The 23,679-nt window shown below is 60.1% G+C and carries 22 protein-coding genes, 2 pseudogenes and 2 riboswitches; of the genes and pseudogenes, 13 read left to right on the top strand and 11 right to left on the bottom strand.

Annotated features, from left to right (window positions below; translation table 11 throughout):
- Window positions 1-853 (top strand): annotated as a pseudogene (locus HMPREF2842_RS00170) (NCS2 family permease); the annotation flags it as partial.
- A gap of 320 nt (window positions 854-1,173) precedes the next feature.
- Window positions 1,174-2,622 (top strand): NCS2 family permease, encoded by a 1,449-nt coding sequence (locus tag HMPREF2842_RS00165; protein ID WP_070641785.1) that lies wholly within the window; start codon window positions 1,174-1,176, stop codon window positions 2,620-2,622.
- Window positions 2,623-2,764: 142 nt separating this feature from the next.
- Here HMPREF2842_RS00165 and HMPREF2842_RS00160 read toward each other — a convergent pair whose 3' ends face one another.
- Together HMPREF2842_RS00160 and HMPREF2842_RS00155 are read right to left on the bottom strand one after the other, a co-directional pair.
- Window positions 2,765-3,208, bottom strand: a complete 444-nt coding sequence (locus HMPREF2842_RS00160) for a YchJ family protein (RefSeq protein WP_012904244.1) — start codon at window positions 3,206-3,208, stop codon at window positions 2,765-2,767.
- 168 nt (window positions 3,209-3,376) lie between these two features.
- Complete coding sequence (locus tag HMPREF2842_RS00155) at window positions 3,377-4,804, bottom strand: LLM class flavin-dependent oxidoreductase (protein ID WP_012904245.1); 1,428 nt, start codon at window positions 4,802-4,804, stop codon at window positions 3,377-3,379.
- Between the two features lie 114 nt (window positions 4,805-4,918).
- Window positions 4,919-5,027: riboswitch (SAM riboswitch) on the bottom strand.
- 175 nt (window positions 5,028-5,202) lie between these two features.
- A riboswitch (SAM riboswitch) is annotated at window positions 5,203-5,299 on the top strand.
- A gap of 4 nt (window positions 5,300-5,303) precedes the next feature.
- On the opposite strand from HMPREF2842_RS00155, the gene HMPREF2842_RS00150 reads away from it, so the two are divergent.
- The 4 genes from HMPREF2842_RS00150 (at window position 5,304) to HMPREF2842_RS00135 (ending at window position 10,669) form a co-directional block, all read left to right on the top strand.
- Window positions 5,304-6,140, top strand: coding sequence for an ABC transporter ATP-binding protein (locus HMPREF2842_RS00150; RefSeq protein ID WP_012904246.1), 837 nt, complete (start codon window positions 5,304-5,306; stop codon window positions 6,138-6,140).
- A 64-nt stretch (window positions 6,141-6,204) separates the two neighbouring features.
- A complete protein-coding gene (locus HMPREF2842_RS00145) occupies window positions 6,205-7,269 on the top strand; it encodes an aliphatic sulfonate ABC transporter substrate-binding protein (protein WP_044150835.1) in 1,065 nt (354 codons plus the stop codon).
- Entirely contained in the window at window positions 7,269-8,111 is an 843-nt protein-coding gene (locus HMPREF2842_RS00140; protein WP_012904248.1) for an ABC transporter permease, read from the top strand. The genes HMPREF2842_RS00145 and HMPREF2842_RS00140 overlap by 1 nt, the downstream gene beginning before the upstream one ends.
- Before the next feature lie 443 nt (window positions 8,112-8,554).
- Entirely contained in the window at window positions 8,555-10,669 is a 2,115-nt protein-coding gene (locus tag HMPREF2842_RS00135) for an AMP-binding protein (protein ID WP_070641784.1), read from the top strand.
- 148 nt (window positions 10,670-10,817) lie between these two features.
- On the opposite strand, the gene HMPREF2842_RS00130 is transcribed toward HMPREF2842_RS00135, so the two are convergent.
- Window positions 10,818-11,906: a C4-dicarboxylate ABC transporter substrate-binding protein gene (locus HMPREF2842_RS00130; RefSeq protein WP_070641782.1), complete on the bottom strand. Its 1,089-nt coding sequence runs from the start codon at window positions 11,904-11,906 to the stop codon at window positions 10,818-10,820.
- Between the two features lie 233 nt (window positions 11,907-12,139).
- Between HMPREF2842_RS00130 and HMPREF2842_RS00125 the strand changes: the two genes are divergently transcribed.
- Together HMPREF2842_RS00125 and HMPREF2842_RS00120 are read left to right on the top strand one after the other, a co-directional pair.
- Window positions 12,140-12,991, top strand: coding sequence for a transcriptional initiation protein Tat (locus HMPREF2842_RS00125; RefSeq protein ID WP_070641781.1), 852 nt, complete (start codon window positions 12,140-12,142; stop codon window positions 12,989-12,991).
- Window positions 12,992-13,163: 172 nt separating this feature from the next.
- Window positions 13,164-13,772 (top strand): DUF1269 domain-containing protein, encoded by a 609-nt coding sequence (locus tag HMPREF2842_RS00120; protein WP_044150839.1) that lies wholly within the window; start codon window positions 13,164-13,166, stop codon window positions 13,770-13,772.
- A gap of 175 nt (window positions 13,773-13,947) precedes the next feature.
- Here HMPREF2842_RS00120 and HMPREF2842_RS00115 read toward each other — a convergent pair.
- Window positions 13,948-14,085 (bottom strand): annotated as a pseudogene (locus HMPREF2842_RS00115) (C4-dicarboxylate ABC transporter substrate-binding protein); the annotation flags it as partial.
- Between the two features lie 155 nt (window positions 14,086-14,240).
- Window positions 14,241-15,812: a DHA2 family efflux MFS transporter permease subunit gene (locus HMPREF2842_RS00110; RefSeq protein WP_070641779.1), complete on the bottom strand. Its 1,572-nt coding sequence runs from the start codon at window positions 15,810-15,812 to the stop codon at window positions 14,241-14,243.
- 265 nt (window positions 15,813-16,077) lie between these two features.
- Here HMPREF2842_RS00110 and HMPREF2842_RS00105 point away from each other — a divergent pair, with 265 nt between their 5' ends.
- Window positions 16,078-16,395 (top strand): acylphosphatase, encoded by a 318-nt coding sequence (locus HMPREF2842_RS00105; RefSeq protein ID WP_049327397.1) that lies wholly within the window; start codon window positions 16,078-16,080, stop codon window positions 16,393-16,395.
- Between the two features lie 34 nt (window positions 16,396-16,429).
- On the opposite strand, the gene HMPREF2842_RS00100 is transcribed toward HMPREF2842_RS00105, so the two are convergent.
- Window positions 16,430-17,080 carry a GNAT family N-acetyltransferase gene (locus HMPREF2842_RS00100; protein WP_070641776.1) on the bottom strand — a complete coding sequence of 217 codons (651 nt, stop codon included), beginning with the start codon at window positions 17,078-17,080 and terminating at the stop codon, window positions 16,430-16,432.
- Window positions 17,081-17,345: 265 nt separating this feature from the next.
- Here HMPREF2842_RS00100 and HMPREF2842_RS00095 point away from each other — a divergent pair, with 265 nt between their 5' ends.
- The 3 genes from HMPREF2842_RS00095 (at window position 17,346) to HMPREF2842_RS00085 (ending at window position 19,048) form a co-directional block, all read left to right on the top strand.
- The gene (locus HMPREF2842_RS00095; protein WP_049346562.1) at window positions 17,346-17,927 is read left to right on the top strand and encodes a peroxiredoxin; all 582 of its coding nucleotides are present in this window, start codon (window positions 17,346-17,348) and stop codon (window positions 17,925-17,927) included.
- Window positions 17,928-17,930: 3 nt separating this feature from the next.
- Window positions 17,931-18,461: an alkylhydroperoxidase, AhpD family gene (locus tag HMPREF2842_RS00090; RefSeq protein WP_005507263.1), complete on the top strand. Its 531-nt coding sequence runs from the start codon at window positions 17,931-17,933 to the stop codon at window positions 18,459-18,461.
- A gap of 146 nt (window positions 18,462-18,607) precedes the next feature.
- Entirely contained in the window at window positions 18,608-19,048 is a 441-nt protein-coding gene (locus HMPREF2842_RS00085; RefSeq protein WP_070641774.1) for a GNAT family N-acetyltransferase, read from the top strand.
- A 139-nt stretch (window positions 19,049-19,187) separates the two neighbouring features.
- Here the strand turns inward: HMPREF2842_RS00085 and HMPREF2842_RS00080 are convergent, their stop codons facing one another.
- A complete protein-coding gene (locus tag HMPREF2842_RS00080) occupies window positions 19,188-19,832 on the bottom strand; it encodes an L-alanine-DL-glutamate epimerase (RefSeq protein ID WP_070641773.1) in 645 nt (214 codons plus the stop codon).
- 97 nt (window positions 19,833-19,929) lie between these two features.
- The gene (locus HMPREF2842_RS09240; RefSeq protein WP_005509188.1) at window positions 19,930-20,103 is read right to left on the bottom strand and encodes a hypothetical protein; all 174 of its coding nucleotides are present in this window, start codon (window positions 20,101-20,103) and stop codon (window positions 19,930-19,932) included.
- A gap of 268 nt (window positions 20,104-20,371) precedes the next feature.
- Between HMPREF2842_RS09240 and HMPREF2842_RS00075 the strand changes: the two genes are divergently transcribed.
- The gene (locus HMPREF2842_RS00075; protein ID WP_070641772.1) at window positions 20,372-21,163 is read left to right on the top strand and encodes a trimeric intracellular cation channel family protein; all 792 of its coding nucleotides are present in this window, start codon (window positions 20,372-20,374) and stop codon (window positions 21,161-21,163) included.
- Window positions 21,164-21,263: 100 nt separating this feature from the next.
- On the opposite strand, the gene HMPREF2842_RS00070 is transcribed toward HMPREF2842_RS00075, so the two are convergent.
- From HMPREF2842_RS00070 to HMPREF2842_RS00060, 3 genes are read right to left on the bottom strand one after another with little or no spacing between them, the layout of a single operon-like run.
- Window positions 21,264-22,013: an amino acid ABC transporter ATP-binding protein gene (locus tag HMPREF2842_RS00070; protein WP_005507268.1), complete on the bottom strand. Its 750-nt coding sequence runs from the start codon at window positions 22,011-22,013 to the stop codon at window positions 21,264-21,266.
- Complete coding sequence (locus tag HMPREF2842_RS00065; protein ID WP_049346553.1) at window positions 22,006-22,680, bottom strand: amino acid ABC transporter permease; 675 nt, start codon at window positions 22,678-22,680, stop codon at window positions 22,006-22,008. Before HMPREF2842_RS00065 ends, HMPREF2842_RS00070 begins: the two co-directional genes overlap by 8 nt.
- A 28-nt stretch (window positions 22,681-22,708) precedes the next feature.
- Window positions 22,709-23,527 (bottom strand): transporter substrate-binding domain-containing protein, encoded by an 819-nt coding sequence (locus HMPREF2842_RS00060; RefSeq protein ID WP_070641770.1) that lies wholly within the window; start codon window positions 23,525-23,527, stop codon window positions 22,709-22,711.
- Window positions 23,528-23,679: the final 152 nt, after the last annotated feature.

The raw sequence follows: 23,679 nt of genomic DNA, 5'->3' as shown, positions 1-23,679 counted from the left end.
CGTCTTCCTCTTCGGCCTGTTCCTCACCATTGCGCTGTTCATCCGCAACGTGAAGGGTGCAATCCTCTACGGCGTGCTCGCCTCCACCGCCCTCTCCATCATCCTGGAGAAGGTCGTGCCCTCCGGCAGCTCGCTTCAGTCCCCCACCGGCTGGTCTCTGAACGTCCCCGTCTGGGACTCCAACACCAGCAAGCTGCCCGACTTCTCCCTGTTCGGCTCCGCTGACCTGTTTGGCGCCTTCGGCACCCTCGGCGGCATGGCTGCAGTTCTGCTGATCTTCACCATCCTCATCTCCGCGTTCTTCGACGCAATGGGCACCTCCGTCGGTCTCGCAACCGAAGCAGGCACCATCAAGGACGGCCAGATTGAGAACGTCGACAAGGTCCTGCTCGTGGACGCCCTCGGCTCCGTAGCCGGCGGTGGCACCTCCTCCTCCGCAAGCCAGATCTTTGTGGAATCCGCAACCGGTATCGGCGCGGGCGCACGCACCGGCTTCGCGAACATCGTCACCGGCGCACTGTTCCTCGTCGCAATCTTCCTGTCCCCGCTGGTTACCGTCGTGCCCTTCGAAGCTGTTGCACCCGCAATGGTGTTCGTTGGCTTCCTGATGATCCGCCAGGCAGTGAACATTGACTGGAACGACTGGGGTCTGGGTATCCCCGCATTCATGACCATCATCTTCATGCCCCTCTCCTACTCCATCGCGGACGGTATCGGCGCAGGCTTCATCTCCTACGTCTTCATCCGCCTGGTGCAGGGTCGCGGCAAGGACGTGCACTGGCTCATGTACGTGGTTTCCGCAGTATTCCTCATCTTCTTCGCTAACGGCCTGATTACCGGCTGGATGCACTAAATACATCGGGTGCCTCACCCTCCCACGTGGAGGCGCGGGCACCATCAGGGCGGGGTATCGGCACCTTCGGGTTGCCGGTACCCCGCCCTGCGCTATTCTTCCCTCTACCCCAACTACCCAATTCTGGTTGCAGGGGCCGGGGAAACACCACATCACCGACTGAACCGCCGCACACAACGCGTTTCAACGGCACAAGCTAGGAGGCGGCGCCTACAATGGTTGAACCATTGTGGCGCCCGGTTATGAGCCTAGCCCGCGAGCTTTACCTGCGAAACCGGCGGCGCAACAGTACACACCGAACAACATCAACGGATCCTCACATGTCTGAACCCCAGAAGGCGGCAGCGCCCACCAGCGCACTCGACCGCTACTTCAAGATTTCCGAACGCGGCTCCTCCATCGCCGCAGAATTCCGCGGCGGCCTCGCCGCATTCTTCGCCATGAGCTACATCGTGGTGCTGAACCCCCTCGTCATCGGCCTCGGCAAGGACGCATCCGAACGCACCCTCGGTATCGCACCCGTCGCGGCTGTGACCGCGCTGGTTGCCGGCGTGATGACCATCCTCATGGGTGTTATCGCCAAGCAACCCTTCGCCATGGCGGCTGGCCTGGGCGTGAATGCGCTGCTCGCATCCACCATTGCCACCACCCCGAACCTGACCTGGGTAGACATCATGGGCCTGGTCGTTCTTGCCGGTCTGATCATGACCGTTCTGGTGCTGACCGGCTTCCGCACCGCGGTGTTTGAAGCGGTCCCCGAGTCGCTCAAGACCGCAATCGTGGTCGGTATTGGCTTCTTCATTTCCTTTATCGGTCTGGTCGACTCCGGTATTATCCGCCGCATGCCCGACGCAGCTGGCACCACCGTTCCGGTGACCCTCGGCGCGGGCGGTCACCTGCTCGGCTGGCCCACCCTCGTCTTCCTCTTCGGCCTGTTCTTCACCATCGCCCTGTTCATCCGTAACGTGAAGGGTGCGATCCTGTGGGGCGTGCTTGCCTCCACTGCGCTGTCCCTGATTCTGGAGGCGGTTGTCCCCTCCGGTTCCGTGAAGGAGGCGGCGACCGGCTGGTCCCTGAACGTGCCTTCCCTGGCGGACATGAAGTTCACCACCCCGAACTTCTCCCTCATCGGTTCCGCTGACCTGTTCGGCGCATTCACCCACATCGGTCCGCTGGCTGCTTCGCTGCTGGTGTTCACCATTCTGCTGTCCGTGTTCTTCGACGCGATGGGCGTTTCGGTGGGTCTTGCCGCCGAGGCTGGCACCATGAAGGACGGCAAGGTTGAGGACATCGACAAGGTCCTGCTCGTGGACGCTTTCGGTTCCGTTGTCGGTGGTGGAGCGTCCGGTTCGGCGAACCAGATTTTCGTGGAATCCGCTACCGGTATTGGTGCGGGTGCACGCACCGGCTTTGCGAACATTGTGACCGGTGTGCTGTTCCTGCTGGCGATTTTCATTTCGCCGCTGGTCACCATCGTTCCTTTCGAGGCGGTTGCTCCGGCGCTGGTCGTGGTCGGCTTCCTGATGATCCGCCAGGCCGTGAATATTGACTGGACCGACTGGGGTCTGGGTATTCCGGCGTTCCTGACCATTATTTTCATGCCGCTGTCGTACTCGATTGCGAACGGTATTGGTGCCGGCTTCGTGGCGTACACTTTCATTCGCCTGGTGCAGGGCCGCGGTAAGGACGTGCACTGGCTGATGTACCTGGTGTCCGCGGTGTTCGTGATCTACTTCGGTATGGGCATCATTAACGGCTGGACTAGCTAAGTCCGCTAGCCCCGATAGTTAGCCTCATGGAGAGGCGTCAACAAAGAATGGCAGAATCGTTCCGGTTTCGGAATGATTCTGCCATTTCTTTATCTGCCCACCCGCACTCAGCATGTACGAGAGGCAAGGAAAGTGACGAGACTTAGCGGACGTCTCCATCCACGTAGAACCAGGCGCCGCCCACCTTCTCAAAGCGCGACAGCTCATGCATGCTGCCCTTCACCCGCTCCTCCGCAGGAACACCCGGCACCGAACGGTAATACGCAACGAACTCCACCGTACCGGACGCATCAAACGGGCCACCCGAAGCACCCAGAATATCCAGGCGATACCAGCGGATATCATCCTCCAACTCCAAGGCGGGCGGGCGAGTACTCGGATGCCAGCTCGCCAGCAGGTACGCCGCATCCCCTGTCGCAAACGCGGTAAAACGCGAGCGCATCAGCTGCTCCGGCGCGGGAGCAGTCAGCGTGCCGGAGGCGGCAAACTCGCCCAGGAACCTGCCGCAGCAGGCGCCGTACACCTCGCCGCTCGAGCAGGGGCAGCGGTCATCGTGGTTAAGTTCAACCTGGTTCAGTTCAGTCATGCCAACCAGTATAAAGAACGCGCCGCTTCAAGAAAGCCCGCATCAAGAAAGCACAGCGCAAAGAAACGCCCGCCCTGCCGGGGGTACAAATCCTCCAGCAGAACGGGCGTTCTTGTTTTCAATCGTTAAGTTTGAGCGAACCTACACGGTACGCTTCAGCGGCAACGCTTATTCAGCGATTGCGCGAGCCGGGGTGTCAGCAGCCGAAGGCTTGCCCACGTATGCGCCGCGGTACTTAGCAGCCGGGTGGGAGTCAGCAACCTTGGTGTGGCCCTTACCGAAGATGTTCTCACGCAGGGTGTTGCCTTCGTACTCGGTGCGGTAGCGGCCGCGCTTCTGCAGCTCGGGAACAACGTACTCGATGAAGTCCTCGAACGAACCCGGGGAGACGTGGTAAGCCAGGTTGATGCCGTCCAGGCCACCCTCGTCGATCCAACGCTCCAGCTCGTCAGCAACCTGAACCGGGTCACCAACAATGACCTCGCCCATGCCGCCGAGGGTGGTGTGCTCAGCGATGTCCTTGCGGGTCCACTTCTTGTCCTTCGCCTGCAGGGTGAAGGGGGTCAGGAAGGACTGAATCGACTCGGTCTGCACGTAGTTCAGGACCTCGTCCTCGTCGAACTGGGACAGGTCAACACCGGACCATCCGCCGACAATAGCCTGTGCAGAGTCGAGGTTCACGTACTTCTTGTACTCCTCGTACTTTGCCTTTGCCTTCTCCTCGGTCTCATCCACGATGACGGAGAGCATTGCGAGGATCTTGACGTCGTCGCGGCTACGGCCCTGCTCCTCGGCAGCGGCGCGAATACGGTCGGTCACAACGCGGGTCAGGTCCGGGCGCAGGGCGCTGATGAACACAGCCTCAGCGTGCTTACCGGAGAACTTCTGACCGCGGCTGGATGCGCCAGCCTGGAAGATCACGGGGGTGCGCTGCGGGCTCGGCTCGGTCAGGGAGATGCCGGGCACGGAGAAGTACTTGCCCTTGTGGCCAATCGGGTGGACCTTGGAGGGGTCAGCGTAGATGCCGCGCTCGCGATCCTTGATGACTGCGCCGTCTTCCCAGGAGCCTTCCCACAGCTTGTAGCAGACGTCCAGGAACTCGTCGGCGATTTCGTAGCGCTCGTCGTGCGGGATCTGGGTGGGCAGGCCCTGGTTCTCAGCAGCCGAAGGCAGGTAAGAGGTCACAACGTTGAAGCCGACGCGGCCCTCGGTGAGGTGGTCGAGGGAGGCGTAGCGGCGAGCCAGGGTGTAGGGCTGCTCGAAAGTAGCGGCAGCAGTCACGCCGAAGCCGAGGTGCTCGGTCACTGCAGCCATTGCAGAAATCTGGGTTGCGGGATCGTTCACGGGAACCTGAGCGGCACCCTCAATGGCGGGAGCGGCAGAGTTCTTGTACACGTCGTAGATGCCGACCACGTCAGCGATGAACACGGCGTCAAACAGGCCGCGCTCAAGGGTCTTAGCCAGGTCAGTCCAGTACTTGATGGTGTTGTACTCGGTTGCGCGGGAGCGCGGGTGACGCCAGAGGTCGAAGCTCTGGTGACCAATGCAGGTCATTTCGAATGCGTTAACTACGATGCGCTTCTTCTGCTCAGCCATCGATTTTCCTTTCGCGAATGATCGGGGACGATCGGGTTAGTGCCCTGCACCCCGCGCGCCGCCTCCTTCTTGCCTTCTGCGTTCGGTGGTGGCCTTCGTGCAGGTGGCGCGTTCGCGCCGTACTTGCCTCGTAACGTTGAGGCCAGATCATCATCTGGGGCACCCCGCTACGGGAGAGGGTTGCCGCCCGGCTAGCCAGAGCTTAGCGCCGGGACTCATGATCTCGTGGTTTGAGTGTACGGGGCGCACGGGAGGGAGGTCACGTTTGTGACGAAAAAATCTTTTTGTGACGTGGAACCGAAATATTTCGTGATAAATGCGAAATATACGGTCATAGAAATTCATACGCGCCCGCCGGGTTGATTGAGGCACGCCACAGCCCATAGGGTGGGAGAAGCAAACCATCCAGAGCGACTGAGAGACCTGGCTCCACGACGTCGCAGCAACCGGCACGGATTCTTCCGCCCCCGGTGCTAACGCCAGGAACGATGGAAGTGACATGACACTCAACAGTGCAGTAACTGACGTACCCACCAGTGAAAAGAACGGCCGCCGTGCCGTATCCACCGCCGCCGTCCCCTTGAGCTTTGAAGGCGTCGGACAATCTTTCCCCGTGCCCGGCGGAACCCACGAAGTTCTTCGCGGAGTCTCCTTCACCGCAGCCCCCGGCGAGATTATCTCCGTCATCGGCTCCTCCGGATGCGGCAAATCCACTCTCCTGCGTGCAGCAGCAGGCCTGAACCGCATCACCGCAGGTACCGTGCGTATCGGCGAGAAGGCAGTGACCGGCCTCGACCCCCGCGTAGCTATCGGCTTTCAGGAACCGCGCCTGCTCCCCTGGCGCACCGTCGCCGACAACGTGGCTCTCGGACTACCGCAGGGCACCAAAAAATCTGAAGGCGCAGCATCCGTAGCGCGCCTGCTCGACCTGGTCGGCCTGGGCGAATACGCAACCCACCGTCCCAAGGAAATTTCAGGCGGTATGGCTCAGCGCGTGTCCCTGGCGCGAGCGCTCGCACGCAACCCCGGCGTGCTGCTGCTCGACGAGCCCTTCGGTGCTCTGGACGCGCTGACCCGCATCAACATGCAGGATTTGCTGTTGGACGTGCACCGTCAAGACCCGACCACGATTCTGCTGGTCACCCACGATGTGGAAGAGGCGCTGTACCTCTCTGACCGGGTGATCGTCCTCGGTAAGGACACCCCGGAGGCGCCCGCCACCATCCAGCGCATTGTGACCGTTGACCGTTCTCACCCCCGTGACCGCGCCGATGCAGAGATCACGGCGCTGCGTAGCGAACTGTTGGCTGAGCTCGGCGTGGAAGATAACGCCTAAAGCCGCCACGAAACGCATTTCTCACACATCACATCATCATCTTCAGAAGCGAAAAGATTTCATCATGACTTACTCCCCGTCTCGCCGTACCGCCCTCAAGTCCCTTGCTGCAGCCGCCGCTTTTGCTACTCTGCTCAGCGCCTGCGCCGGTGAAGGTTCCGGTTCCGCTAACGCCTCCGGTGCTGCCGGTGGTGGCAATCAGAACACCGTGACCATTGACTACGCGACCTACAACCCGCTGTCCCTGATTATCCGCAAGAAGGGTTGGCTTGAGACCGCCCTCGCCGCCGAGGGTAAGAAGGTTGAGTGGGTCAAGTCGGCCGGTTCGAACAAGGCGAATGAGGCGCTGCGTAGCGGCAATATTGATGTTGGCTCGACCGCCGGTTCGGCGGCGCTGCTGGCACGCGCTAATGGCTCCCCCATCAAGGTCATTAGCCTCTACTCGCAGCCGGAATGGTCGGCTCTGGTGACCCGCAAGGATTCGGGCATCACCAAGGTTGCGGACCTGAAGGGTAAGACCGTTGCCGTGACCAAGGGTACCGACCCGTACTTCCTGCTGCTGCAGGCACTCAAGCAGGAGGGTATTTCCGCTTCGGACCTGACCATTCAGAACCTGCAGCATGCCGACGGCCGCACCGCCTTGGATAACGGTCAGGTCAACGCGTGGAGCGGCCTGGACCCGATCATGGCTGCCGCCGAGGTGGAAAGCGGCGACGTGCTCTTCTACCGCAACCTGAACTTCAACACCTACGGCTTCCTGAACGCGACCGAGAAGTTCATTCAGTCCAACCCGACCGCCGCACAGACCATCGTGGACGTGTACGAGTACGCTCGCGCCTGGGCTAAGAAGAACCCCGAAGAGGCTGTGAAGATTGTCGAGGAGGAGTCCGGCATTAAGCACGAGACCGCCCAGGTCGTCATGGAACGCACCCACCTGGATATCGACCCGGTTCCGGGCGCTAAGCAGGTTGAGGTTCTCAAGGGTGTCGGCCCGATTCTGGTGGAGTCCGGCGACGTTCCCTCCCAGTCCGACGTGGACAAGGCGCTGAACAGCATTGTGGACGACCAGTTCGCGAAGAAGGCTGACAGCGCAGCCGTCGAGAAGATCGCAAAGGTGGTTGAGAAGTAATGACCGCCGCAACGGTTACCGCCGCCTCCAGCGCTCGCGCTGAGCGTGCTGAGAAGCGTGCCTCTTCCGTGAAGCTGCCGTCGAACCCGTTCGCCGGTAAGCAGTACCTGGGCCTGATTCTTCCCCTGGCACTGATTGCCCTCTGGTACATTCTGAGCACGAACGGCGTGTTCACCCAGGTTCAGCTGCCCTCCCCCGACCGTGTGGTCAGCGCCGGTGTTGAGCTGGCGCAGCGCGGCGAATTGGGCCGCCACGTGGCGATTTCTACTCAGCGTGTGCTGATTGGTTTCGGTATTGGTGCCGTGCTCGGCCTGGTGCTGGGTGCGCTGATTGGCTTGTCTGCGCCGGTGCGTCTGATTGCCGCACCGACCATTGGTGCGCTGCGTGCCGTGCCGTCCCTGGCGTGGGTTCCGCTGCTTCTGCTGTGGATCGGTATCGGTGAGAATTCCAAGGTGACCCTGGTTGCTATTGGTGCATTCTTCCCGGTGTACACCACGGTTTCTGCGGCTCTGGCGCACGTTGACCCGAAGCTCGTGGAGGCGGCACGCGCCTTCGGCCTGAAGGGTCTGCGTCTGTTCACCACGGTTCAGCTTCCCGCGGTTCTGCCGTCGGTGGTTTCGGGTCTGCGTCTGGCGCTGGCTCAGGCGTGGCTGTTCCTGGTCGCCGCCGAGCTGCTGGGTGCGTCCATGGGTCTGGGCTACCTGCTGACCGACTCACAGAACAACGGCCGCACCGACCGCCTGCTGCTGGCTATTGTGGCGCTGGCGGTGCTCGGTAAGATTACCGACGCGCTGGTGGGTGTTTTCGAGCGCTGGGTGAAGGCGAAGTACCCCAGCAACTAACGCCACCAGCAATTAGCACCACAGCTAAACGCAACACTCAGCACGCGCTGAGTTTTAGGAGAGATGTCCGCCGCGTGGCTGCTCCCCGAAGGTGAGCTGATCATCGCTACGCGCCGGAGAAAGAAGTCGGCGGGGAAACCTGTCGCCTACTGAATGATGATGATGAACCCCGCCCCGCGCCCCACAGCAGTGAGCGCGGGGCGGGGTCTTTAAATATTTCGGAATATTACGAACCGGTACTCACCATGCCGAATATGACGGTCCCCTTTGCTTCCTGGCCCGGAGCGCGCTTTACTAAGAAGGCAAACCATCCAGAGCGACCGAGAGACCTGGCTCCGTGACGTCGCAGCAACCCCCTCGCCAACGCACACACAGACCCCACGGTCACACAGACAGCGGCACGGCAAGCAAGGGTGCTAATGCCAGCAACCGATGGGAGAATAATGGGACTGCCCACCCCCTACTCGTTCACCGACCCGCTGAACCCCACCCCGAACCCCGCCCTCGAATCTGACGAGGCACGCGTCGCGTTCTGGGAGAAGCAGGCGCAGCGCCTCACCTGGGCTGAGCCCTGGCACACCGCGCACCGCTTCGAGAAGCCGAAGTCCCTCGGCTTCGATGAGGAAGGCATCGAACAGTTCACGATCCCCGAAATTAAGTGGTTCGAGGGCGGTAAGCTCAACGTCGCCTACAACTGCGTAGACCGCCACGTGGAGGCGGGCCGCGGCGACAAGGTCGCCCTCTACTTCGAGGGTGAGCCCGGCGACCGTGAGGCCATCACCTACTCCGAATTGCAGCGCCGCATCGCGAAGGCAGCGAACGGTCTGCTGTCCCTGGGCGTGCGCAAGGGTGACCGTGTGGTCATCTACCTGCCCGTCATCCCCGAAACCATTATTTTCACTCTCGCCTGCGCGCGTATTGGCGCGATCCATTCCCTCGTCTTCGGTGGTTTCTCCGCTGAGGCGCTGAAGTTCCGTGTGGAAGACACCGGCGCGAAGGTTCTCATCACCACCGACGGTCAGAACCGCCGCGGCAAGGTCGTTCCCGTGAAGGTGAACGCCGACGAAGCATGCTCCGGTGAGAACAACATTGAGCATGTTATCGTGGTGGACCGCACCAGCGCCTCCGACCCGGTAGCGCACGCCGCTGTGCCGTGGACTGAGGGCCGCGACGTCTGGTACCACGACCTGGTTGACGACCAGCCGGACACCCACGCCTACGAACTGCATGACGCAGAGGATCCGCTGTTCATTATTTACACCTCCGGCACGACCGGTAAGCCCAAGGGCCTGGTGCACACGATGGGCGGCTACCTGGTGCAGACCGCGTACACTCACGCGCTGCTGTACGATCTGCTGCCGGATTACGTGGACGAGAACGGTGTGCTGCGCCCGGACGAGCTGTCGGCGGTCAACGACCCGGAAAAGGTTGAGTCCACCGTTCACTGGTGCACCGCCGACCTGGCGTGGGTTACCGCGCACACCTACGAAATTTACGGCCCGCTGGTCAACGGTGTGTCCGAGGTGATTTACGAGGGCACCCCGAACACCCCGCACTACGGCCGCCACTTTGAGGTTATCGAACGCTACGGCGTGACCAACTACTACACCGCCCCGACCCTGATTCGTTCCCTCATGGGTGCGTTCCCGAACGGCCCGGAGCCCGGCAAGTACGATTTCTCGACCGTGCGCCTGCTCGGCTCGGTGGGTGAATCCATTAACCCGGAGGCGTGGCGCTGGCTGCGCGAGCACGTGGGCGGCGGCACCGCGGCGTTCATCGACACCTGGTGGCAGTCCGAGACCGGTTCGACCGTATGCTCCCCGCGCCCGCACGACCCGGCATTCGCACCCGAGGGCACCTACCCGGAGGGCACCCCGCACTGCACTCCCCTGCCCGGTTGCGCTACCCGCGCCGTTCCCGGCGTGTCCACCCGCGTGGTGGATGAGCACGGCGACCCGGTCGAACCTGGCAAGCAGGGCTTCATCGTGGTCGATAAGATTGGCCCCTCGATGGCTCGTACCGTGTGGCAGAACCCGCAGCGTTTCCTGGATTCCTACTGGCGCCACTACGGCGAGCGCGGCTGGTTCCTGGCCGGCGACGGCGCGAAGGAAGACGAAGAGGGTAACGTGTACATCCTCGGCCGTATTGATGACGTGATTAACATTTCGGGGCACCGTCTGTCCACGATTGAGATTGAGTCAGCACTGGTGACTCACCCGGCTGTGGTTGAGGCTGGTGTCTGCCCCGTGGAGGATGAGCTGACCGGTCACCAGGCGGTCGCCTACGTGACGCTCACCGATGAGGGTAAGGACCTGACTGAGGATGAGCTGAAGGCGGCGCTGACCGCACACGTGCGTGAGCACATCGGCCCGATTGCTAAGCCGAAGGATGTTGTGGCGGTTGCCGATATCCCGAAGACCCGTTCGGGTAAGATTACTCGCCGTCTGCTCGGTGAGCTGTACCAGGGCCGTTCTTTGGGCGATGTTTCTTCGCTGCAGAATGAGGAGGCGCTGGGCCACATCGCGCAGGTGCTGGTGGATACCGGCCGCGTGAGCTAGGCCCTCTAGGCTCTGCTGCTGAGCTGAGCGCTGAGCTGAAAGCTGCATAGAGTAAAGGTGCGGATACCGAATGCTGATTCGGTATCCGCACCTTTTCATTTTATAGAGCCGACAAGGCTCTTTATCGGCGTTGCGCCGCCCAGCCAGCCTACTTAATCAGGCCCAGCGAACGAGCGTGTTCAGCGGTAATGCCGCTCGGCTCAATGTGCTCGGGGCCCTTGTCCTTCTCCGGGTTTTCGGTCGCCTGGAAGCGGATCATCTTCATATCGTTTGCGGCGCCCAGGTTCGTGATCATGCCGTCACCGTTGAGGTCCACGGACACCGGCTCGGTATCAATCTTGCCGTTGCCGTTGAAGTCAATCGGCTGGTTGGCGGGCTTGCCCTTGTACAGGAAGCCAGCCGCGCGAGGACCGAAGCCGCGCGCCTCGTACAGCTTCGCCTCGTTGAGCATGCGGTACTCGGCGGTGGAGTAGCCGAAGTAGCGGCTACCGTCAGCCATGGGCACGCCGGTGAGGGTGTACTGGTAGTTCATGACGCTGTAGTAGTTGGGCTTGTAGTTGATTTCGTCCCAGCCGCCGTGGCTCAGGGCGAGGTTGTGGCCGAGCTCGTGCACGAACACTGCCACGCGGATGTCGCTGGTTGCCTTGCCCCAGAAGTGCGGGCCGACGGTGACCATGAGGTTGCGGCCGCCGAAGTTAGCAATGCCGGAGGAGGTGCTGTTGTCGTAGTAATCGCCCCAGATGACGTAGTGGAAGGTGCCTTCGCGGGCGGGGTTGAACTTACCTTCGGTCGCCTTGATGCGGTGGAGTGCCTTGAACTCGCTGTCGAGTGCCTGGTAGCTGATTTCGTTGCCGCCGCCCAGGTTGTACTTGGCGCTGCGGGCGTCACCTGCGTCCAGGTGGATGTTCACGCCGTGGGTACCGTTGGGGTTGCGCAGGGGCAGGTCGGCGTAAATCTTGGTGATGCGGTCCAGTTCATCTTCGCTGGGCAGCAGGCCCGCCATGTAGTCCATCTCGACGAAGATGTCCTTGTGCTTGGGGTCTGCGCCCAGTGCGGGGAAGTCGACATCGATTTTGCCGTCGCCGTCGGCGTCATAGCCCTTCATCTCCCAGGTGTTGGGGATGCCGTCGCCGTCAATATCGGGGCTGTAGGCGTTTGCTGCGGGGGCTGCGATAGTGCCCAGGCAGAGCACTGCGAGGGAGGCAAGCGTGACGCGTGCGCTCTTCATAAATGCCATGTTGTGTTCCTTAAGTGTGTGGTGACCGGTGGTGTTTCTGTGGAGTTTTCCGGGAGGACGTTCTCCTCGGTTTCCATGATGCTCCCGTTTCACGCGTTAGGTGAGCTGGGTACCGTAATGTTCATACATTAAGGTAAAAGTTGAGATAATTTTGAAGATGATCTGAATTACATTAGAGTATCAGTAATTCAACTCACACGCATCACCACATTCTTCACAACAAGAGAGATTCTATGACTTCTTCCTCGAACACCACTAACGGTCTGAACCGCCGCGCACTCATCAAGGGTGCCGCATGGAGCACCCCCGTCATCGCAACCGCAGCGGCGGTACCCGCCTACGCGGCGTCCACCGATGCGCAGGAGACCCCGACCATGAGGTTCGGTGTCTTCACTCAGGCGTTCAACTCGAACCCCGCCAACGACTTTGATACCCGCTACGGCCTGGATTCCTACACCGTGCAGGTACCCAACATCACCGCAACCTCCACCACCCCGCAGAGCCGCGGCGGCGGCACTTTCACCCCCGGCGGTAGCGTCGGTGCAGGCCTGTACGGTGGTGCGGGCCTGTGGATTTCTGCACCCATCAACTCCAAGGGCGAGTTCCAGGGTAGCTCCTGGCTGTACCCTCATGCGCACCTGCAGGTGACCTTCGAGTTCACTTTCCCCACCGCCGCGGATGTCACCGACCCGCTGCTGTGGGACGTCGATAACGACGTTGAAATCCCGGCACTCGCTAAGAGCGAGGGCGGCGTGAAGACCAACAACCCCGCCGTGGCGGCGTTCAACGGCATCGCATACACTGCGAAGTTCTACGAGCCGACCATCGAGGACAACGTCTGGACCGGCGTACTGGACATCCGCACCTCCGACTACCTGGAAGCCACCGCGAAGGACGGCGTGAGCTACGCACAGGTGCTGGCTTCGCTGGTTCCGGTGTACTTCACCGAGGTGACCTCCAGCTACACCCTGACCACCACCGCTCAGATCACCAGCGGTAACGTCGCAATGCAGCTGACCGAAGGCGGCGAGTACACCTTCCAGGACCTGGCTGGTTTGCGCGCTTCGGCAACCATCAGCCGCTAACGCCACAGCAAGCAGAGAGGGGCCCGGCATCCATACTGGATGCCGGGCCCCTCTCTGCTTTAGGACTCAGCCTACCGGCTGCCGCCGAGGTAAATTGTCGCAAAAAGTAGTTCCCAAAAAAAGAGAACTGTATTACAATGTATATATAGTCTTTAGGAACGAGGTACCAACTATGGAAAACCTAGTAATTTCAGTCTTTAACACCGAAAGCGAAGCTTATCAGTCCTTTGCAGATTTGAAGGCTTTCCGCCAAACTCAGACGACCAAGGTTGCTCAAATCGCCCTGGTCAAAAATGAAAACGGTCATATCGTTGAAAAAGAACGCTATGATTTTGAAGATTCAACGACGGATGCAACCCTAAAAGGTGGCTTGCTCGGTGCAGTTATCGGGCTTTTGGGTGGTCCTATCGGCGTCTTGTTTGGTTATGGTATTGGTAGCCTCAATGGTTTGGTTGCTGGTGCTACCGTTGATACGGCAGAAGCTGGCCTGATTGACGTTGTTTCTCAAAAATTGACTAACGGTGAAACAGCCGTTGTTGCCTTGGTGCAAGAAGACAACGAAGCAGTCATCGATGCTTACTTCACCAAGTACGACACCCAAATCGTGCGTTGGGATGTAGCAACCGTCGTAGCCGAAATCGAAGCAGCTCTGCAAGTCCAAGAAGACCTCTACAACCAGGCGCGTGCACAGATGAAGGCTGAACGTAAAGCCGAACGCAAGGCTAAGCTTGAAGAATTCAAGGCGAATGTCAAAGCAAAGTTTGACAAATTGAAAGCGTAAGCACCCAAGCATCTCATAAAAAATAGGCTATCTACTTCTGGTAGATAGCCTATTTTTTTAAAAACTAGATTTTAGAAAGAGGAAGTGAGGATTTTGGCTCAAGATCTTGAACAAATCAAGGAAGACAATGGCAAAAATACCAAACTCAAGGTGGGGATTTTAGCCATCTCTCTTTCTCCAGGTGAATGTTAATGCCGGTGGTGCCGTTGGGGTTGCGCAGGGGAAGCTGGGCGAAAGATTCGGTGATACGGTCCAGCTCATCCTCGCTGGCGAGCAGGCCCGGCATGTAATCCATCTCCACGAAGATGTCCTTCTACAGCGGGTTATTGCGCTCTCACGAGGTTTCAACACCTCAGGGCAACAATAACCCGCTTCATCATACACAGAGTGCATATAGATTTTCTCCGGTATAGCACCATATCTCAGGTTTATGCACCGAATATGACGTAAAACGTTTTGATAAGCCTTCTACTTGGTGGTCTCCACCCCAGCGTTCTGCGCGGCAGCCTTCGCCTCGGAGGTCTTCATGGAGGCATAGAACAGGCACACGACGGCGCCCACCGCCGCGGCGACCAGGGGTAGCATCATGGAATCAGCCATTGCCACCGCGTAGGGTTCACGTAGAATCTGCGGAAGCACGCCTCCAGCAGCACCGTCGTGAGAGCCACCGCCCGCTGCGGCAGCCGGACCCAACGCGGACAGGTGCGAGGTAATCGCAGAAGCCATAATCGTCGTAATCGCAGCCGAACCCAGCACCGACGCCATCTGGCGGGTCTCGTTGTACACGCCCGAACCGGCACCGGCACGCTCAGGCGGCAGGTTACGGGTCGCAGACACCGACAGCGGACCCCAAATGCAGGAGTTCGCCGCACCCAGAATAATCATCGGACCAACCATCAGCCACAGGTTGCCTTCCGCAACCATCGTCGGGCGGAGCAGAGCAAAACCAACAACCATCAGCGTAAAACCAATTACCGCAATCCACTTCGGGTCGTTACGGTTCAGACGCGCACCCACCACCGGCGCCAATGCGCCCGAGAACAGCGCCATCGGGGCGGTCATCAGCGCAGCCTGAGTCGGGTCCAGACCCTCCACCTGCTGCAGGTACAGGGTCAGCGGGAACGCCATACTGATAGCAACCACGCCCATTGCCGCGATGGCCACATTCGACACCGAGAAGTTACGGTCACTGAACAGGCTCAACGGCACCAGCGGCTCCTTGCGGTTCACCGCCTGCCAACCAATAAACAGGCCCAGCACCAGAATGCCGGCAATAATCAGGCCCCACACGCTCACCGCAATACCGGTACCCAGGAACGAATCGGTCATGATGCCCCAGTTGTAGGTGGCGCCTTCCTGAATGCCGAAGACCAGCAGGAACAGTCCGACCGCCGACAGGACCACACCCAGCCAGTCGAAGCTGTGCTTCTTCTGCTCAAACACCGGCACGTTACGCCACGCCAAGAACAGACCGACCAGGCCAACCGGAATGTTGATAAAGAAAATCCAGCCCCAGCTGAGGGTATCCACCAGCACGCCACCCAGAATCGGGCCAACCAGCGAGGCGACACCCGCAGTCGCACCCCAAATACTCATCGCAACACCGCGCGCATTCGGCGGGAACATCAGCGTAATCAGAGACATGGTCTGCGGGGTCATCAGCGACGCACCCAGGCCCTGCACCACGCGGGCAGTAATCAGCGATTCAACGTTCGGTGCCAGACCACACCACAAGGAAGCAAGCGTAAAAATAGCCATACCGATCATGTACAGGTTCTTCTGACCGAAGCGGTCACCCATACGGCCGGTAATGAGCAGCGGCACCGCATACGCCAGCAGGTAGGCGCTCGTCACCCACATGCCCGCCGACAGCGACGCATCCAAATCCTGCAGCATGTGCGGCAGGGCGATGGTGACAATATTGCCGTCCACCAGAATCATGAAGAAGCCAACAACCAGGGACCAGAGAGCAGGCCAGGGCTTGTACGGTGCCTTCGCCGGGTTACCGACGAGAGGCGCTTTTTTAGGGCGTGAACTCAATGATCCTCCAGGGGATAGGTTGTATGCGGATAGATTGTCTGTGCGTTCAGCATTGCCGCTGAGTGAATGCCCCTAATGTTACTCCTTTTCAGGCCGCGGCTTCGGTTGCTTTACCCTTATTCAGCTCTTCACGGCGTGTGCGCGCGGCAACCAGGCGACAGGAACGCCGAACCCTCTAGACTGAAGCTATAGAAGGTATTAGAGCGCCACCTCCGGCGCTCACCCCCATCAGACCACCCTCAATGAGATGACCCCGGGAGGACCCATGGGTTTCTTTGATTTCTTCACCGACCGCACCCCAGCAGAACCCGCCGAAATCCGCCTCGTCGCTTTCGTCAGCGGCAAAGTGCAGGGTGTGGGTTTCCGCTGGTGGTGCGCCGGAACCGCCAAGCCCATGGGCCTGACCGGCTACGCCGAAAACCTCGACGACGGGCGTGTGAAAGTCGTTGCGGAAGGTACTGCCGCCTCCTGCGCTCGCCTGGTGGATGTGCTGCGCGGTGACGACACCGCCGGGCGGGTTGATGAGGTGCTCGTCGAGTGGGAGGAGCCGAGCGGCTCGTTCCGCGGCTTCGGCATTCGGTAGCTAGATAGGCTCCGAGCCTAGTGAGCTCCAGAGCCTAGTTTGCCCAGAGCGCCGCAAATTGCGCGCGGGTCATATCGGCGCGGCGCACCCGATGCTGGACCGGGTGACCGTTCTCATCGGGGCGGCCGGAGTTCGGGTCAATATCGTCATAGATGCCGGTGAAACCCGCTTTAACCGCGACTCGTTCGGAGGGTTCGTTACCCGCCAGGGCGGTCCAGCGGACGGTATCAAGACCCAGCCCGAGCGGGTCGAAAGCGTAGCCGAGGACGGCTCGTAGCGCCTCGGTCATGTAGCCCTTTCCGCGCACTTTCGGGGCGGCATAATAGCCCAGTTCGGCGCGGGTTCCGGGGCTTTCGGGGGTGCCCTCGGGCAGGCGCAATTCAATGGTCCCGGCAAACACGCCGGAGGCGTCAATCGCCCAGCGCTGAATCTGCCCGGCGGCAATCTGGCGGGCGGTGGTGAGCAGGTAGTCCTCGGCGTCCGCGCGCGTGTAGTTCAGCGGAATACGGGTGTAGCGGAGGGTTTCTTCGTCACGGCAGGATTCTACGATGTCGGGGATATCCGCCTCGCGCAGGTGGCGCAGGGTGAGGCGTTCGGTAATGAGTTCGGGCTGGTTGGGCTCTACATATTCGCTGTGTTCTGAGAAGTCACTGTGTTCTGAGAAGTCGCTGTGTTCGGGGGTCATGATTCGAGCTTAACCCCTGGGGTTTGTAGGTGGGATTTGCGCATGGAAATTTGCACGTGGAGATTTGTGCGGGGAAGAGCTTTTTGAACACCTCGGAATGTTCAGTGATGCATATCATAGTTAAACCTTCGGGTTTTAATCCAACATCACTTGATTATTATGAATTATTCATAATAAAATAGTTATCGAGCCCGCCCAATGGGCACCACTTAGAACAAGCGCCGCGCAACGAATCCGCGCGGCACAAAGCAGAAAGAAGAACACTATGGCAGTTCTGACCATCGGCGACCAGTTCCCCGCATACGAGCTCACCGGCGTTGTCCCCGGTAAGCTGGCTGACATCGAAGCAACCAAGCCCGAAGACTACTTCACCACCGTCTCCTCCGAGGGTCTGGACGAAGACACCTGGCGCGTCGTCTTCTTCTGGCCGAAGGACTTCACCTTCGTTTGCCCCACCGAGATTGCTGCATTCGGCAAGCTCGCTGACGAGTTCGAGGCACGCGACACCCAGGTGATCGGTGTTTCCGTTGACAACGAGTACACCCACTACGCATGGCGCCGCTCCCACGAAGAGCTCCTGGACCTGCCCATCGTCATGGCATCCGACCTCAAGCGCGAACTGACCGCAGCGCTGGGCATCCTGAACAAGGACGGCGTTGCAGACCGCGCAACCTTCATCATCGACCCCCACAACACCATCCAGTCGGTCTCCATTACCGCTGACTCCGTCGGCCGTAACACCGACGAGGTACTCCGCCAGCTGGACGCGCTGCAGTCCGACGAGCTGTGCGCATGCAACTGGAAGAAGGGTGCAGCAACCATCGACGCATTCAAGGAGATGAAGTAATCCATGAGCATCGATAACCTGCGTTCGGCTCTGCCTTCCTACGCGAAGGACATGAACCTCAACCTGTCCTCCCTGCCCCGCATTAGCTCTCTCACCGAGCAGCAGCTTTGGGGCGCGATCCTCGCAACCGCAGCAGCAACCAAGGTTGACTCTGTTGTTGTTGAGATTGCTGCAGAGGCTAAGGAGCACCTGAGCGACACCGCTTACGAGGCTGCTCTGGGTGCTGCATCCATCATGGGCATGAACAACATCTTCTACCGCACCCGTGGCTTCCTGAACGGTGCATACGATGACCAGCGCGCAAACCTGCGTATGCAGATCATCGGCAAGAACGGCGGCATTGAGAAGCTGGACTTCGAGATGTTCGCTCTGGCAGTGTCCGCAGTCAACGGCTGCTCCCACTGCGTTGAGGCTCACGAGCACACCCTGCGCGAAGAGGGCGCAACCAAGGAGCAGGTCAACGACCTGATCCGTATTGCTGCAACCCTCGGTGGCGTGGCACAGGGCATTCAGCTGGCTGAGGCACTGGGCTAAACCCACTAAGCGTTAGAGCTTACACAGAAGCGGCGCATCCACCCCTTTACGGGTCGGATGCGCCGCTTCCTCTATGTTCTCAAGCCCAGCAACGTGTTGGGTAGCAGTTTCTAAACTCCCCCAATTTGGCGCTATACAATGCCTGTATGCGGTACTGTATTTTGGACTCCACCAGCCCCCTTCCCAGCGTGGAAGAACTTACTGAGCTTTACGATTCTGTGGGCTGGAGTGCCTATACCAAAACACCCGAACGTCTCGTCCCGATGGTGGAAGGATCGCGGTATCTCTACACCGCACGAGAGGCAACCACGGACGGAACGGGACGGCTCGTCGGGCTAGTCCGCGCCGTCGGGGATGGACATTCTATCGCCTACATTCAGGACCTCCTAGTGCATCCGCACGCCCAACGACAGGGCGTTGGTTCTGCGCTTCTAAAGCGTGTCATTGAGGACTTTGACCGAGAAGACATTCGACAGCGACTCATTACTACCGACGTCGGTACTGAACACGCCGTTGCGCTCTACAAACGCTACGGTTACGCCCCCGTAGAGGCAGCAGGATGCATCACCCTTGCATGCTATCGATAAGGCAATATCTCATACGGCTCGACCCGTTCAGGCTAGCTGAGGCACTGGGCTAAACCCACTAAGCGTTAGAGCTTGAAACAAGCGGCGCGTCCACCCCTTTGCGGGTCGGATGCGCCGCTTTGTTTTAGCTACTTTTGTTTCAGCTGGTCGCCGAGTCCGCTCGCAGGGCGGCATCCCAGCCGCTCGCCAGGTGCGTCGCCGCGGCCACCAGAGCCACCAGATCCTCGGCGTACACCGGGGTCGAGCGCACGCCCGCACACCAGTCAATCGTGCCCAAACCCAGCCAGGGCTTACCGGGGAAGAACTCGCGCCGCAGCGCCACACGGCGCTTACCCAGGGCGCGGCGACCCGGCACGTACCCGCCGCGGCTGATGAACAGCGCCTCGCGGCCCTCGGACTCCACCAGCGCCTCCAGGGCCCTCAGTGCAGGAACCCAGCTCGGCTCCCCCATGCTCGCCAGGTCGGTCAGTTCGGGGTACTCGCTCTCGTGCTCCGCCACGCTCACGCCCAGAATGTACTGGTAGCGCACCTGCCCGAGCTCCTGCGGCAGGCCGCGGTCGGCGGTCTGAATCGTACCGCACAGGTGCCGAACGACCGGCTCACCCTCGGCGTTCACGCCGGCCAGAGGCTCGCCGTCCCGGTAGATTGCGGGGCCGTCCAGGTAGAGCCCCACCGCGCCGGTACCCGTGATGTTGGGGCGCACCGACCAGCTGGGAAGCGCCTCCTCCAGGCGGGGCACCACGCCCCGCAGGATTTCGAAAACTTCGTCACGCGATACCGTCACGGCGGCTCCTTTCACCTTACGCAGATAACGATTTGCGATGTGGCCCGGTCTATCAAACGACCGGGCCACATGCCTCTAGTATTCGTCTAGCTCCAGCTTAGCGAGCGCTCAGCTTACGGGAGGGTAGCCACACCATGAGCGCCGACAGCGCCGCACCGGCAAACATCATGACCGCCATGGACTCCACCGCATTCAGGGGGCTCAACGCCAACAGTAGCGAAGAAATGATGCCGCTACCGTACTGGAAAGAACCCAGCGCAAAAACAATCATGACAGAGCATTGGGGGTGGAGATTCACTCATTCTACGCCCATCTTTTAGCGCGCCCACAAGCTTCTCCGTTACGTCTCAGAGCTCGTCATGAGCACCTTTCAACTAGGAGCAGAGGCGGCGGCGGGTCTACAATAAATCGGTGCCAATTCAGGTACGCGCACAGGCAAACAGAGCCGGATGCAGTGATAACGTCGTCACCCGACCCCCCGTTGCGTACACTTCCCCTACCGGCACCCAGACACGCATCACGTACGCAGGAGAACGCCCATGCACGAGCTCTTTGACCCGAACCAGGTATTCCGCATCGTCGACATTGCCGCCGTTGTCGCTAACGGCCTGCTCGGCGGTGCTGTGGCGCGCGCCTTCCGATTCGACATTGTGGGCTTCCTACTGCTTGCGGTCGCCTGCGGCATGGGCGGCGGTATGATTCGCGACATCCTACTGAACTCCGGACTGCCCGTGGCACTCACCGACGGCGGCTACTGGGTGGGTGCTATCGTTTCTTCCATCCTTGCGTACAGCATCGATTTGAGTGCCCGCTGGGCGACCCGAACCATGCTCATCATTGACTTCATCGGTATGGGTGCGTGGGCGGCAACCGGCACCATTAAGTCCCTGAACTTGGGCCTGCACTGGCTGCCCGCTATTGCACTGGGTGTGACCACCGCGGTCGGTGGCGGCGTTATCCGTGACATTATGGTCAACCGCATTCCGGCGATTTTTGGCGGTAACTCCCTGTATGCGACAGTCGCGTTTGTGGGTGCCACCGAGACCGCCCTCGTGACGGGCCTGCTCCACCGCCCGAACCTTGCGATGGCACTGTCTATTTTCTTGTGTCTGGTGTTTGGTGTGCTCTCCCATATGAAGAATTGGCAGCTGCCGACTACCCCGGCTGAGCTGCGTGTGCCTCGCCCGCGTCTCTTCACTTTTGGTAAGCAGGAGGACCGTGCCGTTGCTAATGAGGGCTGGGCCCCTGGTGCTCCGCTCACTGAACAGCTTGAGGTGATTAATGCTGAGCAACTGGAGGAGTACCGCCGCTCTAAGGGTCTTTCAGAGTAAAAACCAATATATGCTGAATATAGAATATGGGATGGTTTCCGCTCGTCAGATGATTATCTGACCGGCAGAAGCCAGCCCATATTTACTATGTGCAGTACGGCTAAATCGTGTACTCGGTGCTGTCGTACACCGTCAAGAACTTACGGATACGCTCATCATCCGAAGCAAAGAAACCGGTCGGCTCCCCGTTATAACGCAGGGTACCGTTCTCCAGGAACACGATACGATCCGCAACCTTCTTCGCAAACGCCATATTGTGCGTCACGATGACCAGGGAGCGGCCCTCCTTCGCCAGCTGCATGAGCACGCGGATCACCTCCGCCTCCAGCTCGGGATCCAGCGCACTCGTCGGCTCATCAAAGAGCAGGTAGGAGGGTTCCAACGCCAAGGCGCGGGCAATCGCCACACGCTGCTGCTGACCACCAGAGAGAGCGTCCGGGTAGGAATCTACCTTGTCGGCAAGACCCACCTTCGCCAGCAGCTCGCGGGCACGCTCCTGCGCTTGCTGAGCGTTCAGGGTGCCGTTGAGGGTCGGGGCGAGCGCCACGTTCTTCAACGCCGTGTAGTTCGGAAACAGGTTGAACTGCTGGAACACCATCGCCGAACGGGAACGAATATCACGCACCTGCGCGTCGGTGAGCTTCTGACTGTAGTCCACCTGCGCGTCGTCAATGGTGAGCGTGCCGGACTGCGGGGTTTCCAGCAGGTTCAGGCAGCGCAGCAGAGTGGACTTACCGCTACCGGACGGGCCCAGAATAACCGTGGTCTCGCCGTCGGGGATGTCCAGGCTGATGTTCTTGAGCACCTGCGTATCGCCGAAGCTCTTCGACAGGGAATCAACGCTAAGCATTGTTGCTCCTTACGTAACGGTTGCTGTACTTCTCCAGCGCAGACTGCGCGGCGGTCAGCAGAGTGAAAATCACCAGGTAAATGATGGCGACCTCGGAGTACATTGCCAGCGGCTCGAAGGTGCGTGAAGCAATCTGCTTACCGGTCTGGAACAGGTCAACCATTGAAATGACCGACACCAGCGAGGTGCCCTTAATCAGGTCGATGAAGTTGTTACCCAGGTTCGGCAGCGCGATGCGCACCGCCTGCGGAATGACCACGTGGCGCAGGGTCTGCATGCGGGTGAAGTTCAGGGTTGCCGCCGCCTCAAACTGGCCGCGCGGAATGGCCGCCACCGCGGAGCGGAACGTCTCCGCCACGTACGCGCCGGTGTGCAGGCTCATCGTGATGATTGCGGCACTCCACACATCCAGAGCGATACCGACCTTCGGCAGGCCGTAGAAGACGATGAACAGCTGAACCAGCAGCGGGGTGCCGCGGAAGACCCAGATATACAGCCAGGCCAGCCAGTTCACCGGTGCAAAGCGGCTCGTGCGCGCGCCGGCGGAGATGATGCCCACCAGCAGCGCCAGCGCGAAGGAGATGAGCGATAGCGGAATGGTCACTGCCACCGTCGAGGTCAGCAGCTGCGGCAGTGATTCTGCCCAGAGGTTGAGGTAGCGTTCCATGCGCGGAACTCAGCTCCTTATGAGAGTGTTAGTTCTTCGGGGAGAGGTCTTCGCCCACGTACTTCTCGTAAATCGCCTTGATGTCACCGTTCTCCAGGTGCTTCTTCAGCGACTCGTCGATAGCGTTACGCAGGGCGTCCTGGCCCTTAGGCAGCAGGATGGAGGAGTTGCTACCGGTGCCCAGGTCACCGGAGAGCAGGCGCAGGTTAGCGTCCGGGTGCTCCTTCAAGTACTCGGCGAAGGACACGGAGTCGTTCGCGGTCATCTCTGCACGGCCCGAGAGGACCTGCTCGATAGCCTCGTCGAAACCGGAAACAACCACGATCGAGGCGCCCTTCGCCTCCACCATCTTGCGGAAGTTCGAGGTCTCAGACTGCGCCGAGGAGTGACCGGAAATCTCGCTCACGTTCTGCAGGGAAGAATCCTTCTTCACGGCGACCTTCGGCTCGGAGTACAGGTAGGGTACGGAGAAGTCGTACTTCTGCTTACGCTCGTCGGTTGCAGAAACGTTGTTGATGACGATGTCGTAGCGGTCAGCGTCCACGCCGGCGATCAGCGAATCCCAGGGGGTTTCGGTGAACTCTGCAGTCACGCCCAGGTCCTTAGCGACCAGGTCGATGATTTCCTTCTCGAAACCGACCAGGGCGCCGTTCGAGTCGTGGAAGGAGAAGGGGCGGTAGGTGCCCTCCAAGCCCACACGGATCTTGCCGGCAGACTTGATAGCCTCCAGCTTGTTGGTGCTGGATGCGGTGCTGCCGCTGGACGAACCGCACGCTGCGAGCAGTGCAGCCAGGCCGGTGAAGGCGGTGCCTGCGAGGACTGTGCGGCGGTTAATCATTGCGGACATAGTGTTCTTCTTTCGTGTGGTGGTTGATGCTCTTGTAGTTGCGGGTTGTCACCCTGCGGTAACCCGGGGGCATCGTGCGGTGTGCCCCTCTCTGCGGGTGCAACGCTGGCTATCCTACAGTTATTCCAGACCCGAGAGAATTCAACGTAATA

This window comes from Rothia sp. HMSC069C10 (assembly GCF_001812205.1).
Taxonomy (GTDB): Bacteria; Actinomycetota; Actinomycetes; order Actinomycetales; family Micrococcaceae; genus Rothia; species Rothia mucilaginosa.
The sequence above is the reverse complement of the archived record's forward strand: the minus strand, read 5'-3'. Positions and strand labels throughout refer to the sequence as shown.

Excerpts from the sequence above, each read along its gene's own strand:
- HMPREF2842_RS00165 (WP_070641785.1), top strand. The coding sequence starts at position 1,174 with ATGTCTGAACCCCAGAAGGCGGCAGCGCCCACCAGCGCACTCGACCGC.
- HMPREF2842_RS00160 (WP_012904244.1), bottom strand. The coding sequence starts at position 3,208 with ATGACTGAACTGAACCAGGTTGAACTTAACCACGATGACCGCTGCCCC.
- HMPREF2842_RS00155 (WP_012904245.1), bottom strand. The coding sequence starts at position 4,804 with ATGGCTGAGCAGAAGAAGCGCATCGTAGTTAACGCATTCGAAATGACC.
- HMPREF2842_RS00150 (WP_012904246.1), top strand. The coding sequence starts at position 5,304 with ATGACACTCAACAGTGCAGTAACTGACGTACCCACCAGTGAAAAGAAC.
- HMPREF2842_RS00145 (WP_044150835.1), top strand. The coding sequence starts at position 6,205 with ATGACTTACTCCCCGTCTCGCCGTACCGCCCTCAAGTCCCTTGCTGCA.
- HMPREF2842_RS00140 (WP_012904248.1), top strand. The coding sequence starts at position 7,269 with ATGACCGCCGCAACGGTTACCGCCGCCTCCAGCGCTCGCGCTGAGCGT.
- HMPREF2842_RS00135 (WP_070641784.1), top strand. The coding sequence starts at position 8,555 with ATGGGACTGCCCACCCCCTACTCGTTCACCGACCCGCTGAACCCCACC.
- HMPREF2842_RS00130 (WP_070641782.1), bottom strand. The coding sequence starts at position 11,906 with ATGGCATTTATGAAGAGCGCACGCGTCACGCTTGCCTCCCTCGCAGTG.
- HMPREF2842_RS00125 (WP_070641781.1), top strand. The coding sequence starts at position 12,140 with ATGACTTCTTCCTCGAACACCACTAACGGTCTGAACCGCCGCGCACTC.
- HMPREF2842_RS00120 (WP_044150839.1), top strand. The coding sequence starts at position 13,164 with ATGGAAAACCTAGTAATTTCAGTCTTTAACACCGAAAGCGAAGCTTAT.
- HMPREF2842_RS00105 (WP_049327397.1), top strand. The coding sequence starts at position 16,078 with ATGGGTTTCTTTGATTTCTTCACCGACCGCACCCCAGCAGAACCCGCC.
- HMPREF2842_RS00100 (WP_070641776.1), bottom strand. The coding sequence starts at position 17,080 with ATGACCCCCGAACACAGCGACTTCTCAGAACACAGTGACTTCTCAGAA.
- HMPREF2842_RS00095 (WP_049346562.1), top strand. The coding sequence starts at position 17,346 with ATGGCAGTTCTGACCATCGGCGACCAGTTCCCCGCATACGAGCTCACC.
- HMPREF2842_RS00090 (WP_005507263.1), top strand. The coding sequence starts at position 17,931 with ATGAGCATCGATAACCTGCGTTCGGCTCTGCCTTCCTACGCGAAGGAC.
- HMPREF2842_RS00085 (WP_070641774.1), top strand. The coding sequence starts at position 18,608 with ATGCGGTACTGTATTTTGGACTCCACCAGCCCCCTTCCCAGCGTGGAA.
- HMPREF2842_RS09240 (WP_005509188.1), bottom strand. The coding sequence starts at position 20,103 with ATGATTGTTTTTGCGCTGGGTTCTTTCCAGTACGGTAGCGGCATCATT.
- HMPREF2842_RS00075 (WP_070641772.1), top strand. The coding sequence starts at position 20,372 with ATGCACGAGCTCTTTGACCCGAACCAGGTATTCCGCATCGTCGACATT.
- HMPREF2842_RS00070 (WP_005507268.1), bottom strand. The coding sequence starts at position 22,013 with ATGCTTAGCGTTGATTCCCTGTCGAAGAGCTTCGGCGATACGCAGGTG.
- HMPREF2842_RS00065 (WP_049346553.1), bottom strand. The coding sequence starts at position 22,680 with ATGGAACGCTACCTCAACCTCTGGGCAGAATCACTGCCGCAGCTGCTG.
- HMPREF2842_RS00060 (WP_070641770.1), bottom strand. The coding sequence starts at position 23,527 with ATGTCCGCAATGATTAACCGCCGCACAGTCCTCGCAGGCACCGCCTTC.